The 13,336-nt window shown below is 60.0% G+C and carries 10 protein-coding genes and 2 pseudogenes; all 12 read right to left on the bottom strand.

The genetic code is table 11. The features are described from left to right. Window positions 1-2,055: amylo-alpha-1,6-glucosidase (locus tag ACOSYY_RS12935; RefSeq protein ID WP_421662876.1), on the bottom strand; the 2,055-nt coding region annotated here is incomplete at its 3' end. Window positions 2,056-2,304: 249 nt separating this feature from the next. Then, window positions 2,305-2,493: pseudogene (locus tag ACOSYY_RS12940) on the bottom strand (MBL fold metallo-hydrolase); the annotation flags it as partial. Window positions 2,494-2,699: 206 nt separating this feature from the next. Continuing rightward, window positions 2,700-2,987, bottom strand: a pseudogene (locus tag ACOSYY_RS12945) (heme-binding protein); the annotation flags it as partial. A gap of 210 nt (window positions 2,988-3,197) precedes the next feature. Continuing rightward, the gene (locus ACOSYY_RS12950) at window positions 3,198-3,569 is read right to left on the bottom strand and encodes a rhodanese-like domain-containing protein (protein WP_421662880.1); all 372 of its coding nucleotides are present in this window, start codon (window positions 3,567-3,569) and stop codon (window positions 3,198-3,200) included. 74 nt (window positions 3,570-3,643) lie between these two features. Beyond that, entirely contained in the window at window positions 3,644-4,285 is a 642-nt protein-coding gene (locus ACOSYY_RS12955) for an NAD(P)-dependent oxidoreductase (protein WP_421662881.1), read from the bottom strand. 78 nt (window positions 4,286-4,363) lie between these two features. Then, complete coding sequence (locus ACOSYY_RS12960; protein ID WP_421662883.1) at window positions 4,364-5,689, bottom strand: cytochrome b; 1,326 nt, start codon at window positions 5,687-5,689, stop codon at window positions 4,364-4,366. A gap of 26 nt (window positions 5,690-5,715) precedes the next feature. Continuing rightward, window positions 5,716-6,249, bottom strand: a complete 534-nt coding sequence (locus tag ACOSYY_RS12965; protein WP_421662884.1) for a QcrA and Rieske domain-containing protein — start codon at window positions 6,247-6,249, stop codon at window positions 5,716-5,718. A gap of 267 nt (window positions 6,250-6,516) precedes the next feature. Continuing rightward, complete coding sequence (locus ACOSYY_RS12970) at window positions 6,517-6,705, bottom strand: hypothetical protein (RefSeq protein ID WP_421662885.1); 189 nt, start codon at window positions 6,703-6,705, stop codon at window positions 6,517-6,519. Between the two features lie 26 nt (window positions 6,706-6,731). Continuing rightward, window positions 6,732-9,206: a phosphoketolase family protein gene (locus ACOSYY_RS12975; protein WP_421662886.1), complete on the bottom strand. Its 2,475-nt coding sequence runs from the start codon at window positions 9,204-9,206 to the stop codon at window positions 6,732-6,734. Window positions 9,207-9,415: 209 nt separating this feature from the next. Next, complete coding sequence (locus tag ACOSYY_RS12980) at window positions 9,416-10,831, bottom strand: FAD-dependent oxidoreductase (RefSeq protein WP_421662888.1); 1,416 nt, start codon at window positions 10,829-10,831, stop codon at window positions 9,416-9,418. A gap of 34 nt (window positions 10,832-10,865) precedes the next feature. Beyond that, window positions 10,866-11,606 (bottom strand): pirin family protein, encoded by a 741-nt coding sequence (locus ACOSYY_RS12985; protein WP_421662890.1) that lies wholly within the window; start codon window positions 11,604-11,606, stop codon window positions 10,866-10,868. A 39-nt stretch (window positions 11,607-11,645) separates the two neighbouring features. Next, window positions 11,646-13,082, bottom strand: a complete 1,437-nt coding sequence (locus tag ACOSYY_RS12990) for an aldehyde dehydrogenase family protein (RefSeq protein ID WP_526023320.1) — start codon at window positions 13,080-13,082, stop codon at window positions 11,646-11,648. Between the last annotated feature and the right edge of the window lie 254 nt (window positions 13,083-13,336).

Genomic DNA, 13,336 nt, shown 5'->3' on the forward strand with positions numbered 1-13,336 from the left:
AAGATCGAGCGTCGCCTTGCCGACCCTGAGCTGACGAACCGTAAGATCCGGCAGCCACGGTGGAAGCATGGGGTCGAGGTAAAGTGTTCTTTTGGGCGCATCGGCCTCAAGCCCAAGGATTGCCCGGAGAAGGTGAAACACGCTGCCCGCGGCCCAGGCCTGCGGCACATTGGCCCCAAGATACTGCACCGGGAACGTCCCCGGCCCCCGCTCAATGCCGGCATACAGCTCCGGCAGGCGATTGAGCAGGAAATAGCGGCCGGCCTCGCTGATATCGCGGGCGATCAAGGCCGCCTCCTCTGCAAATCCATATCGTTTGAACCCCATGGCGATGATACCGTTGTCGTGGGGCCACACCGACCCATCGTGATAGGAGAACGGATTGTACGCCGGATGCCGCGCGGACAAGGTCCGGATGCCCCATCCGCTCCACATGTCCGGTTCGCGCAATCGCCGCACCACTCGTTCGGCGCGGTCCGGGCGAACGATGCCGCTCCACAGAAGATGGCCGGCGTTGGAAGCGATCGTCTTGACCTGCTTCTTGTCGCCATCCAAGGCGTAGGCGTAGTATCCGAGGTCCTCGCACCAAAACCGCTCTTCGAACCGTTGTTGCAGGGTTCCGGCTTCCCGCCTGAGCTTCGCCGCCAGGTCCGGATCGCCGAAATATTCCGCCCATTCTGCCGCCCGGCGCTTCGCATCGAAGACATACCCCTGCAGTTCGCACAATGCTTTCGGCCCTTTCACCAACGAGCCGTCCGGATAGAGAACGGCGTCGCCAGCATCTTTCCATCCCATGTTTTCATAGCCCTTGTCGGAGCGGGTCTGGTACTCCTGGAATCCGTCCCCATCGCGATCTCCATAGTGATCGATCCACTGCAGGCACCGCTTGATCGTGTCCGCATATTGGGCCATGAGCGCCTCATCGCCCAACCACTTCCAGGCCTCATGCCACGCGATGATATAAAGAATGGTCGCGTCGGCGGTTCCATAATATGGGGTATGGGGAACCCGTTTGAAATGGGCCAGCTCACCGACCCGGAGCTCGTGAGGCATCTTTCCCGGCTCCGCGTCCCTGTAATCGTCCATGTCGTTCGCTTGGAGCTCCGCCAAACGCTTGAGCGTGCCCCTCGCGAAATCCGGATAGACCATCATGTTCTGCAGACTTACGATGAGGCTGTCGCGACCGAAGACACTGACGAACCAGGGGACTCCGGCGGCGGCCATCCACTCGTCCGGACGCTTCTCGTCAGCCGGGAGGCGCAAGGCCGCCATATCTTCCACCGCCTGCCGATACAGGCGGTACCATTCTTCGTTCAAGGTGGTGATCTGGGTGGTCACGCGCATCCACTGCGCCAAGGTCTGACCTGGGCGGGAACTCTCGCAGACGTGCGCGCACTCGCCGGGAGCAGACCGGAGAACGCCGGTTTCCTCGATGTCGTGCTTACAGCAGACATGCCAGGCGGCGCCGGGCGCGAGATCGATCGCGAAGTTGATGCGTCCATTGCCGTACAGCGCGCGCGAGTCGCAGCCCTCGAGGGACAGCATCAGCGCCCTGCGAAAATCACGGTGAACATAGCGGCTGATCAACTGTTGACCGTCGCTCAACCACTCGGTCTCGATATGACCTCTGCGCGTCAACGCGTTGGCTCTCACTTCGAAGATGTCGGCGAAGTCATTCCGGATCAGGAGTTCGAGACTGAAGCGCAGGCGTTGTGAGCCATAGTTGCGGATGTCGATGTCTTCATGAAGCCCCTCTCCGATCGTGCGCCCCAGCACGAGTCCCAGGGTTCCCGATTCGATCGTTCCATGCTCCGTCAATACCCGTGGATTCACGAGATAGGTTCGCGACGCATAATAGGCGATCGAGCCGGAATTGAGGAAGGTCCATGGCTTGCCGTCGATATACAGTTGATAGCGGCTGAGGTACCGGGTGTCCCGCGAATAGAGACCCTGATCGGAGGCATCCGTGATGGAGCCGTCGAACTCGGATACCAAGAAGGTATTCCCATGATTGATGGAAATGACGGGAGGGCCGATCGTCACTTTTACCGACATTGCATCATCTCCGACCATTGCGTGCCGTGCGACAGGTGCCGTGCCCGCGCCCGACGGCCCGATATTCCCGAGCCCCACGCCGCACTATACACGAAGACGAAGCGGGAAAGCGCTGCCTGCTCCCTTCCCTTGCTGTTCGACGCTTCGTAGATTGCAGTGCCACGAAAGAGTGATCAACACAGCGAGGGATCGAAGACATAGGTATCAACAGGCCGTAGTGGTCGGATCCTGGTTACCAACGGTCAGGCTCTAGTAATAAGAACCGACCAGCCTGATTGCCAATTCGACGTTCGCCGGCATCGACGCATCAAACCCGTACATCCGGCCATACTTGGGCCGCATCGCCTCAATCACGCGCTTCGTAATGGCTTCGCGCTGAGCACGGGAGAAGACCGCATGATTGTTTGCCGTCTGGTTCATGTGCCCCGTAAACGGCTCCCGTTACCGGACAACTACCGCTTCGCCGCATCCGGCGTCGCTTTGCGAACAAGGACGAATAGCGTTGTAAGGCGACCTATTAATGCGACCTGCAAATAAGGTGGCGCGATCATCGGAACACGTTGCTTTTGGCGAGTCGATAATCTCGCCGCCCCGCCCGTTGAGCATCGCCTTGATCATGTAGAGACTGAAGCCGATCATCTGGCCCCGCTAAGATCATGGACCCCGCCGTCGTCGGGCGCATGAATCGCAAAGAACTGACCGCTCGACTGCGAGTGGGTCGCCAGATTTTTCGTGGCAATATCGAACGCCCGGCGCGGTAAGGCTTTCTTGATGGAAATATCGATACTGCCGATCCAGTCTCCATCCATCCGCACATGCGCGATTAAATTCCCTCCGGCGTCGGCGACCGCGATGTTCATGGGTTGGCCGAGCTCCATCGCCTTCTTCTCGGCAGCGACGATAATGCCTCTTGCATCATTAAGCGTGATCATGAATCCCCCAATGCTAGCTCATGTCGCGGAGCATCGCCCAAGCGTTATCCTCAGGCCACCTTGCCTCATCAGTTTCCTTGCTTGATCTCCAACACCACCTTGCCGCGTGGATGACCTTTTCGTCAGCTGGAACGCCTCTTGAGCTTTCTCTATGAGGGCAGACCTTGTCTGTCGTCCATAACACCTTCCTTTTCTTCTCTCACTTCTTGATCACTTTTCGATCGTGAAATCGTCGTCTCGCCACCAGCGCCATCCACCGTCCAATTCCATAACGGGATAGCCTTTCTCTGCAAACTCGACAGCCGCCGTCGCAGCGAGATGACAGACCTGTGAATAGCAGTACAGGACGTTCGTCTTGTCCTTTCTCAGCCCCTTGAGGGTCTGCCACTGATTCTTGGGCAAATTGATCGCGCCAGGAATGTGTCCTTCCGCATAGTCTTCAGCGGCCCGGACGTCGACGACATTCACCTCATTGTTTTTCATCATTCGTTCGAGTTCCACGGGTCCGGTGGTAAATGCCATCTTCGCTTCGAAATAGGCCTTCGCTTTCGCCGGGTCGTTGATCGCCACTTGGGTTGTCATGATTCGTCCTCCTTTTGATTGATGACTCAAATCGCCATCGTTCCATTTCTGGCCGATTCGTGATCACTGGATGGTTAATATCCAACGGTAAACCGCTGTCGGACGTGCGCCGGCCGTTCCACTTCATCCAGCATCGCCACGGCATAATCTTGCGTCGAAATCCTGCTCTGCCCATTCGCATCTTTTAGTAACTGATCTTTTCCGAGCCGAAACTTGCCTGTCCGTTGACCTGGAGACAAATCGGCGGACGGCGAAAGAAAGGACCAATCCAATTCCGGTTCTTGGCGCAGCAGATTCAACGCCTCGCGTGTCGCCAGCGCGCCCTGTTTCCACTCCTTTGGAAATTCAGGTAAATCGACGGACTGAACGCCCGGCTTCACCTCCAAGCTGCCGGCGCCGCCCACCAACAGAAGCCGCTTGATCCCGGCCTTCTTCACACCGGCGATGATGGTTTTGGTCCCCTTGACCTGAAGGTCGTAAATGTCCGGGTTCGTCCATCCGGGATTGAACGCGCTGATCACGGCATCATGACCGGCGACGAGCCGAGCCACTTCATCCGCGTTGTAGATATCCCCTTTTTGAGCATGGAGCTTCGGATGTGCCGTCAGTTTCTCCGGATGCCGCGCGATGGCGGTGACCTCATGGCCGCGCTCCAAGGCTTCTTTCAAAATGGCTGATCCGAAAAATCCAGTGGCTCCAATAAGCGCGATTTTCATGTCGTCCTCCTCATCTCCGACCGGCTGAGCTCGCCGGCCAACATCTTGAATGTTTTGCCGTTTCGCTGGCAGTACTGCTCAACTGTCCTCTTTCAAACTCAACATATAGCTGGTCAGGTCATGCAACTCCTTCTCAGCCAGCTGAAATCTGGGCATGGTGGAGCCTGGCACGACCTCTGCCGGATCCTTGAAATGGCGGTAGTGCCATTCGCGATCCGGGCGGGTATCTCCGACGTACGAAAGATCAGGTCCGACCGCGCCGCCTTCGCCGTGGATCACGTGACACCCGGCGCAGCCGTACTGAGCATACACGGCTTTGCCGTGCGCCACCGAGGGATCGATACGGCGTTCGGCGTAGAGGTCGCGCAGGGAGAGCGCCATCAGTCCGAACACGACGATCAGAAATCCTCCGCCTGCCAGCATCGCCACTCGACGCTGGGACGGGTTGCGGGCCGGATTGCGGTCAATAAAAGGCCAGAACAAGACGATCAGGATGAACGCGGCCGGCAGCATCCATGTCACCAGGGGTTCGAACGGCCCGTGGACGTATTTCAGCAGCTGATAGTAGAACAAAAAATACCATTCGGGCACCGGCACAAAAGTCGTGTCGGAAGGATTCGCTTTGTCGGCCAGCGGAAAGTGCACGGTCAGCGCGAGAGTCGCCGCCAGGACGAACAGCGCCAGCATGACCACCGCGTCCATGTAGACCTGGCGAGGCGCGAAGGTCTCGCTGCCCAGTTTGGCGCGGTCATCGCTCCAGGGACCCGCCGGACCCACCCGCCGCAGGACGAAGAGATGGAGCATGATGCCGACGATCAGCAAGGCCGGCAAGAAAAGGATGTGCACCGCGAAAAATCGCGAGAGCGTTAGAGCGCCCAGGCTCTCGCCTCCTCGAAGCACGCGCACGAGAAAATCTCCGACCACCGGCACCCCTCCTACCATATTGATGCCCACTTGCGTCGCCCAGTAAGCATTCTGATCCCAGGGCAGGAGGTAGCCTGTAAAGGCAAAGCCGAGCGTGATGAGCAACAGAACGACACCGATCATCCACATGACTTCGCGTGGCGGTTTGTAGGCTCCGTAGAGGAAGGTCTGGAGCATGTGCAGGCCTATGGCGACCACCATGAGCGATGCGCCCCAATGATGCAGTCCGCGGACGAACGCGCCGAAGGCGATCTCCTGCTCGATGAATTGGATGCTGTCGTAGGCATGATCCGGCGTGGGCGCGTAATAGAGGGCCAAAAACATGCCGGTGATCGCCTGAAGGACAAACAGGAAAAGCGTGGCCGAGCCGAAGACATAAATCCAGCTCGCGCCGCCGGGGATCGGCTCGTCCAATAACGTCTGTTTGATCGGCTGAAGTCGTAACCGACTATCCAGCCACTTGTAGATTTTCGAAGACATACTCTCTCTTCCTCACTAGGCGCGCATCAGATTTCTTGCGCCCGCGACAATCCCGCTTTGTATTCCTTGTAGATCACGAAGAGGCGCCCCTCTTCTACCTTCGCCGGCAAGACATCGAGAGGCCGCGGAGCCGGACCGGCCATGACCTTTCCGTCAACATCGAACACACTTCTATGGCAGGGACATTTGAACGTCCGATCCGACTGCTCCCACCGATAGCCGCAACCCAGATGAGTGCAGATAGGCGAGAACACGGTGATCGATCCGTCGGTCTGCTTGACGGCCCACACGGCTTTCTGGGACTTCGTCTCCATCCAACCGTCCCTGAGTGTCGTCACGTGCTCAAGTTGCTTGGGTTCTCCGACGGGCAGGTCGGCTTCCCGGCCGACGTCGACCCATCGCTGCTCTCTTCGACGGAAAGCCGGCGAGACGACATACCCGACCAGCGGCACCGCCAGCCCCAAGCCGATGAGGCTCGACGCTGCGGCCGTCACCCAGCGAAAGAACGTGCGACGGGAGCCGACTGGTGTATAGAAACCAGGCGAATCATTCTGTTCCATTTCCGGATGCATCACATCCTCCCAAGACCTTGGCCTCGCTCACACCGAGACCGAAACGCTGATCTTCGTCTTCCTCTGTGAAGGTTCAGAAAACACTATCGTACTGTTGACTAGGGCGATCAGTCACTCCACCCCGCCGGTGATCGGTGGAATACGCCTGATGGCTCACTGTTCCGCCAATGGGTGATGATCGAGCTTGCGCTATCCAAGTTCCTTGGCCAGCTGCACGGTCCCATCCAGCTCGTCCATCGCAAAAGGACCATGCCTTCATGTTTCACTATGACTGACATGCGCCTCCGTCATGCTCTTCTCCTCCCCTTGTCCGGCCATCGACAGACCTGGTGTGGATCGCCCCGGCTTCGGCTTCACGCCCGCATTCAGCACGGTCTCGTCAATTTCGTATAAGGCTTCATGGCTATTCGGGTCCAGATATGGTGGCGTGATCGTCAGTCGCATCGGCTTCTCGGTCTTCCCTCTTGCGGTTACTCGATGATGGTCGGGATGATCACACCGTGGGGGCTTTTTCGCCGATCAAGCGCGTCCAGCTCGTCTTCCCGCAGCACCCGCTCACGTGGCAGGCTCAAAATGCGGGCGACCGCATCCAGGCAATGCGCCCAGGTGCAGCGGTTCCGGAACAGCATGCCAGGTGTATCGAGCGTGCCGCCTTCGTTAATGTACCCAAGCCCGCAGACCTTCGATCCCGTGTGGAGCGCGCCGAGCAGGCCGAGGATCGTTTCCGGACGAGTATGGGTCAGAAAGACCCGCGGCTGTATGGACGCCGGGAACAATGTTTCGATCAGAGAGGCAGAGGCGCGATGGATCTCTTCCCGTTCAGACCGCGGCGCACGGAATCGGCCGGGCTCCAGGAGATACACCACCGCATGCGGCAGTTGTCGTTCGGCCAGTCGCTGGGAGGCTTTGATTACTTCCTCGAATTGATACGCGCCTATCGCCGTCAAGATGATTTGCGCCTGATCCATGTTGTACCCGGCCCACTCGACCAGGATTGCACCCTCTTTCATGAGGCGCCGAGCCTCGTCACCCGAGAAGCGATCCGGAATCGTCTCGGCTTTCGCCACGACGAGCGTCCAGAACTGCCCATGCGTCCGGTAGATCTCCTCCATGACGGCCGATGCCGTATTGAAGTCGGCGGGAAACAGCACTCGCGACACGTGTGACGGTTCGCCGAGCAGCGCTTCGGCCATGCTGGGGTCCTGATGCGACTGTTCGTTCTTTCCATTCTCCCAGGTATGCGACGTCAAGATGAGCGGAATCGAAAGCCAGCGTTGAGGGCGCCCCGCCTCGGCACAGTGATTCGAGAAGATAATCTCCTGCCTGATCGCCCCATGCATCTTCGTGCCGAATGCTTCATAGGTATGGATCAGGTTGATGCCTCCTTTATTCGCCAACGCGGCCGAGGCCACCGCTTCTTCATTCAAGGCCGTGATGACGGAGCCATTCACGGCTTCAGGGATCGACGGCTCCGGATCGGTCACGCGGAATTTAAGGACGCCCAGGGTTTCTACAAGCCGGTTCGAGAGCATTTCGTCAGGGTTGCCGACCCGCGGTCGCAAGTGCGGATTGCGCTGCACGACGGAGGTGAACATCCGGTCGACGGCGGTCATCGGCGACGAGGCGCTCAATGGAGTGGACAACGCCCGGTCACGGGCTGCCACCGGTTTGAACGTGGGCGAGGGGACCTCCAGCAGATGCGCATCTCGATGAGCCAAGAGGTGATCCCGCTCTCGCGGGCGGGCGGAGGCCTCATGTCGCTGAAAGAGGTCGACGGCATCATGCAAGACGTCCGGAGGCACGTGCAGTTGCTTGATACCCTGATTGAACAGGCTGGCCGCTCGGGATTCCATCCGCGGGTTCGCCATCAAAGGCAGATTATGCGCGAGATTCGTACCCTCTCCAGGGAAACCGGCACCTTTCGGTGCCACTGCGATTCCATAAGGCAGCGGAATCGGATAGCGCGCGCGTCCCGCCGCAACAGCTTCGCCGGCATGTTCGAGTCGCTGTTCCATCTCGACGATCGCCCAGAGAAAGGCGGCAGGGTCGCGTCCATCGAACACGAACGGATCGAACCCATTCAGGCGGAGGTGATCGCAAAACCAGTCTGCTCCACCCTGTTGAGACAGGGTCGTCCGTTGATCGATGCGGCGACCATTCTTGATCATGATCGGCGTGACCAATCCGCTATCTTCCGCCCGCCACCAGCGCGGGGCCCAGTCGCTCCCGCGTTGTTCTTCGAATGCGCCATCCGATAGAAACACCACCAACCGCTCGCCACGAAGCGGCATATGGACATACTGAAGCTCCGCAAACCCGAGATATCCACCCTCGGCCAGACCGCCCGCCGTGTGGGCATTGACATGGCTGCCGAGCGGCGATTCCTGCCGGCCGTCGGATTCGAGGCGGTACAGATAAAAGTCCCGGACATAGCGGCTCAGCCCTTGATCCGTGACCGCGTAGCGCTTCGCATGCGCCTCCGTCAGATTGCCGACCAGCAAATTCAACGAATCGACGGCTGCGACGCAATGGCCTTGCCCCATGAGCCAACTTCGCGTGTGCCCGCTGAGCACATTGGCGGCAAGGTAACCGGCGTAGGCGGGTACCATGTTCAGCGATCCTCCCGTATGTCCTTCGGGCCGGATCTTGAAATCCTCCGTCTCGAGCGGGCGGCCGTCGAGATACACATGGCGGGCGTATGTCTGGTGCACGACCAGCCAAAGACCGGCGCTCGCGAGGCGATCGAGCGCGCGAAGCAGATCCCAGAACGGCACGGTGTCGCCGGCTTCCGAGGACATCCGGCGGCTCAGCTCGAAGATGCGGATCTGGGTCTCAGCCTGGTGGCGGATGACCCCATACCCGTCGGCCCACGCGCTGAACTCCGGATCATTCTTGCGGTGCTGCGCGGCTTGTTCTTCGAGCGAAACAGTCCTCTCTTCAAGCATGGTGTCCCCCTTAGATCTTCATTAGATTCTTCATTGGCTACCGGTGAACTTGGGCCCTCACCGGCTATAGCATGTATTGCGGTTTCAGGCGGTGTCCCTTGCATGTGATTCAGAGATGCGCTGATGTCTATTCCACCTATCCAACAAATTACGACTCGATTCGGACGATCGGCTCGTGATGCCCTTTCGTTGTTCACCGCATTGATCGATCAGGCATCCCGCCTTGCGCCCGAACCAAGAGGGACGGTCGCGAGCAGAACGTTCAAGCCTTCGGCCATTGTCGGATGCGTAAGGATCGCGTCTCGAAGGATCGTGTAGGGCAGGCCGCCGAGCATCGCGGTCTGGACGACTGCGAGGACCTCGCCCGCGTCGACGCCGAGCATCGTGAAGCCGAGAATACGGTCGCTATTCGCGTCCAAGAGCATCTTCATGAAGCCGCGTGTCTCCCCCAGCGCGCGCGCCCGCAGCACGTGGCTCATCGGCAGCCTGGCGACCCGCACCTCGATCCGTTGCCGCTGCGCCGCGGTTTCGTCGAGTCCGACGCGCGCGAGCTGAGGGTCGATGAAGGCGCAGTACGGAACGAGCCGATCCTGTGTCGACCGCCGCTTTCCCGCGAGGTTGTCACGGACAACACGAAAGTCGTCGAGTGCAACGTGCGTGAATTGCGGACTGCCCGCGCACTCGCCCATTGCCCACACCCCGGGAGCGCTCGTCCGCAGGCGATCGTCCACCTTGATGAAGCCGTGCGCGTCAAGCTCGATCCCTGCCTCCTCCAGGCCGATGCCGCGTGTGTTCGGCGTGCGTCCCGCCGCCACGAGAATGTCCGACCCTTCGATCGTCCGCTCGCCTGCCTCCGTCTTGACGCGGAGACGCACGCGATCACCCGAGCGCCCCTCCGCGAACTGCGTATTCGCGCCGAGCACGACATCGATGCCATCTTCCTCGAAGATCGCGCGGACAGCCTCCGCCACGTCGGGATCCTCCCGGCCCAGAAGCTGCCCCCCGTACTCGAGTACCGTCACCTTGCTGCCGAACCGCCGGAATGCTTGCGCGAACTCCACACCCACATAATAGCCGCCGCCGAGCACGACCAGGTGCGACGGCAGCCTACCGAGTTCGAGAGCGCCGACGTGCGTCAGCGGAGCGGTATCGGCAAGACCCCGGACACTGGGGATCGTCGCATGGGTGCCAAGGTTCAGAAACAGGCGTTCGCCGGCGAAACGTTTGCGGCCGCCATCGGGGAGTCTCGCCTCGACGGTCCGAGGTCCCACGAGGAGGCCATCGCCGAATTGGAAGTCAAGATTCGGCACCGCGAACTTCGCGCGGTGGGTCTCGATCAGGCCGTCGACCATCTCCCGCTTTCGCCGGCGCACTCCCTCCATCTCGACGCTCGCGCTTTCGACCCGTACGCCATACGCCGCTCCACGCCTTGCGAGATCCGCAACTTTCGCGCTGCGGATGATATTTTTGCTCGGCAGACAGGCGACGTTCGGGCACGAGCCTCCGATCAGAGCCTGCTCGATCACGACGACGGGCCGGCCTTGCCGGGCCAACTCCCATGCGATGTACTTGCCCGCCTCACCGCCTCCGAGGACCACGTTCTCGATGTGTAAGGTTTCGTTCATGTCCTTGCCCGCGCCGGCGGAGGCCGGCGCTTCTTCAGGGTTCGAGGTCTCGGTTGGTTTCCCAGATAAGAACTTCAGCGCCTGTGTTCGCGTCCGCCGTCAAAATCCGGCTCCCGGCCGCGGTGAGGCGGACGGCGTCGCCGCTATGGAGCGGACCGGCCCCTTCCAAAATTGCCTCGCCTTTCGCGACAAAGAGATGCACGTACAGAGCGTCCGGCACGTGCGCGGCCTCGCCGGGCCGAAGTCTGCCGCCCCAGAGCACGGCGTCTTTTTGTCTGATCGAGATGGCGGCCTCATGTCCACGGCCCGATGCAATCGGAACTAACCCGCCCCTGTCCAGTTGGCCATTAATATCCAACTGTTCATAGCCGGGCGTAATTCGTTCGGTATCCGGTGGCACCCACATCTGGATAAAGTGGACATCGTTGTCCTTCCGCGGGTTCATCTCCGAGTGCCAAATTCCCGTGCCGGCGCTCATGCGCTGGGCCAGCCCGGGATAAATGATGCCGTGATGACCTTCCGAATCTTTGTGTTCCAGTTCACCGTCGAGCACCCAGGTGATAATTTCCATGTCCTGATGGGGATGGGTGCGGAAACCCGTGTTGGGTTTCACCACGTCATCGTTGCTCACCAGGAGAAGCCCGTGATGAGTATTGCGCGGATCGTAGTGATCTGAAAAGCTGAAGCTATGATGCGAGTCGAGCCAAGGAATCTTGGTGTGAAACCGCTGATGGTTGCGGCGGATGTCCATGCCGTACAGGGATTCGGTCGTCATCTCGGAATTCCTCCGCAGTCTCGTCGCCGAGACATGCTCTCAAAACGGATACTGACGAGGCTGATGTTGCACGCTCACCCAATGGTCGGTCGTGAACTCTTCGATGATCCAGTCGCCGCCGAAGCGGCCGAGGCCGCTGTTCTTCTCGCCACCGAACGGACAGTTCGGCAGATCGTTGACGGGCTGGTCGTTCACATGCGTCATGCCGGCCATTACTTGAAGCCCGACCCGCACGCCCCGCTCGACATTTCTCGTGAAGACCGCGCTCGACAGCCCATACTCCGTATCGTTTGCGACGCGGATGGCCTCCTCCTCGCCGGACACCTTGATGACGGAGACCACGGGACCGAACATTTCCTCCTGGGCAATCCGCATGCGAGGCGTCACGTCGGCGAAGACATGGGGCGGCAACAGGCAGCCTTGAGGATCACCGCCGGCCGTTTGTCGCGCTCCTTCCGAGCGTGCCGTGGCAATGTGCTTGATCAATCCCTGGAGCTGCGACTGATTGATGATCGGCCCGATGGCGGTATCCGCATTGCCGGGGTCTCCGACCTTGAGGCCGCGCACGCGGGATGAGAACCGTTCGACGAACGGATCATAGATTTTGGCATCCACGATCAAGCGGTTCGTGATCATGCAAATCTGTCCCTGGTGAAGAAATTTGCCGAAGACGGCGGCGTTGACGGCGAGGTCGAGATCGGCATCGTCGAGGATGATGAACGGGCTGTTCCCGCCCAATTCCAGCGCGACCCGCTTGATGAGAGGACCCTTGGCGGCGAGTTCCGCGATGTGCCGGCCGACCGGCGTGGAGCCGGTGAACGAAATCACCCGGGGAACCGGATGGAGCACGAACGCATCGCCGATGAGATTCCCCGGCCCGACCACCACGCTGAGGACGCCGGGAGGAAGTCCCGCTTCTTCGAATATCTTGGCCAGCAATAATCCGCCTGTGACGGGTGTGTCCGATGCCGGTTTGATCACCACCGTATTGCCGACGGCCAGCGCGGGCGCCACCGAACGATTACTCAGGTGCATCGGAAAATTCCACGGGCTGATCACCCCGACGACACCGACCGGCCGGCGATACACGCGGTTTTCTTTTCCGGGAATATCCGACGGGAGAATTCGCCCTTGGACTTTATACGGTGCCGAAGCAGCCTCCAGCATGATGGCACGGGCGGAGCCCCATTCCACATTCGCCTTCAGGCGCGTGCTGCCCGATTCCCGTATCAACCAACCGACGATTTCTTCCTTGCGCGCTTCCATGATGTCGGCGGCGCGGCGGAGGATGGCGGCCCGTTCTCCCGGCAACGTCGCCGCCCATTTCGGTTGCGCGTCGGCGGCCGCCTGATAGGCTTCGTTCAAATCCTGTTCATTGGCGAGGGGAATGCTGACCAGAATATCGCCTGTGTAGGGGTCACGGTCCTCCGCAGCCCGACCGATTCTACCCGCCCGCCATGAGTTCCCGATCGGCATGCGGTCGAATGCGACATATGGGCCGGGAGGCGCGGTGGAAACGCCCGATGCGACGGTTTGGGTCACGCTCTCTGTCCTTTCCTGTTCAGCATAGGCATTGTGTACGGAGGGCCGGTATAAATATCAACTGCAATGGATGGGGCCTGTCTCGGTCGCTTTTTACTCCCGGCTCTCGCGTCCATAAGATCGTCTAAATCCGACCGAGGGGCGACCCGGCGCGTTATGCCGAGCCCGACCTCTTGGTCGCCTCTCTA

Source organism: Nitrospira sp. BLG_2 (genome assembly GCF_049222245.1).

Bases quoted from the DNA above. Each gene is read 5' to 3' on its own strand.
- ACOSYY_RS12950 (WP_421662880.1), bottom strand. From the start codon at position 3,569: ATGACAACCCAAGTGGCGATCAACGACCCGGCGAAAGCGAAGGCCTAT.
- ACOSYY_RS12955 (WP_421662881.1), bottom strand. From the start codon at position 4,285: ATGAAAATCGCGCTTATTGGAGCCACTGGATTTTTCGGATCAGCCATT.
- ACOSYY_RS12960 (WP_421662883.1), bottom strand. From the start codon at position 5,689: ATGTCTTCGAAAATCTACAAGTGGCTGGATAGTCGGTTACGACTTCAG.
- ACOSYY_RS12965 (WP_421662884.1), bottom strand. From the start codon at position 6,249: ATGGAACAGAATGATTCGCCTGGTTTCTATACACCAGTCGGCTCCCGT.
- ACOSYY_RS12970 (WP_421662885.1), bottom strand. From the start codon at position 6,705: ATGCGACTGACGATCACGCCACCATATCTGGACCCGAATAGCCATGAA.
- ACOSYY_RS12975 (WP_421662886.1), bottom strand. From the start codon at position 9,206: ATGCTTGAAGAGAGGACTGTTTCGCTCGAAGAACAAGCCGCGCAGCAC.
- ACOSYY_RS12980 (WP_421662888.1), bottom strand. From the start codon at position 10,831: ATGAACGAAACCTTACACATCGAGAACGTGGTCCTCGGAGGCGGTGAG.
- ACOSYY_RS12985 (WP_421662890.1), bottom strand. From the start codon at position 11,606: ATGACGACCGAATCCCTGTACGGCATGGACATCCGCCGCAACCATCAG.
- ACOSYY_RS12990 (WP_526023320.1), bottom strand. From the start codon at position 13,082: ATGCCGATCGGGAACTCATGGCGGGCGGGTAGAATCGGTCGGGCTGCG.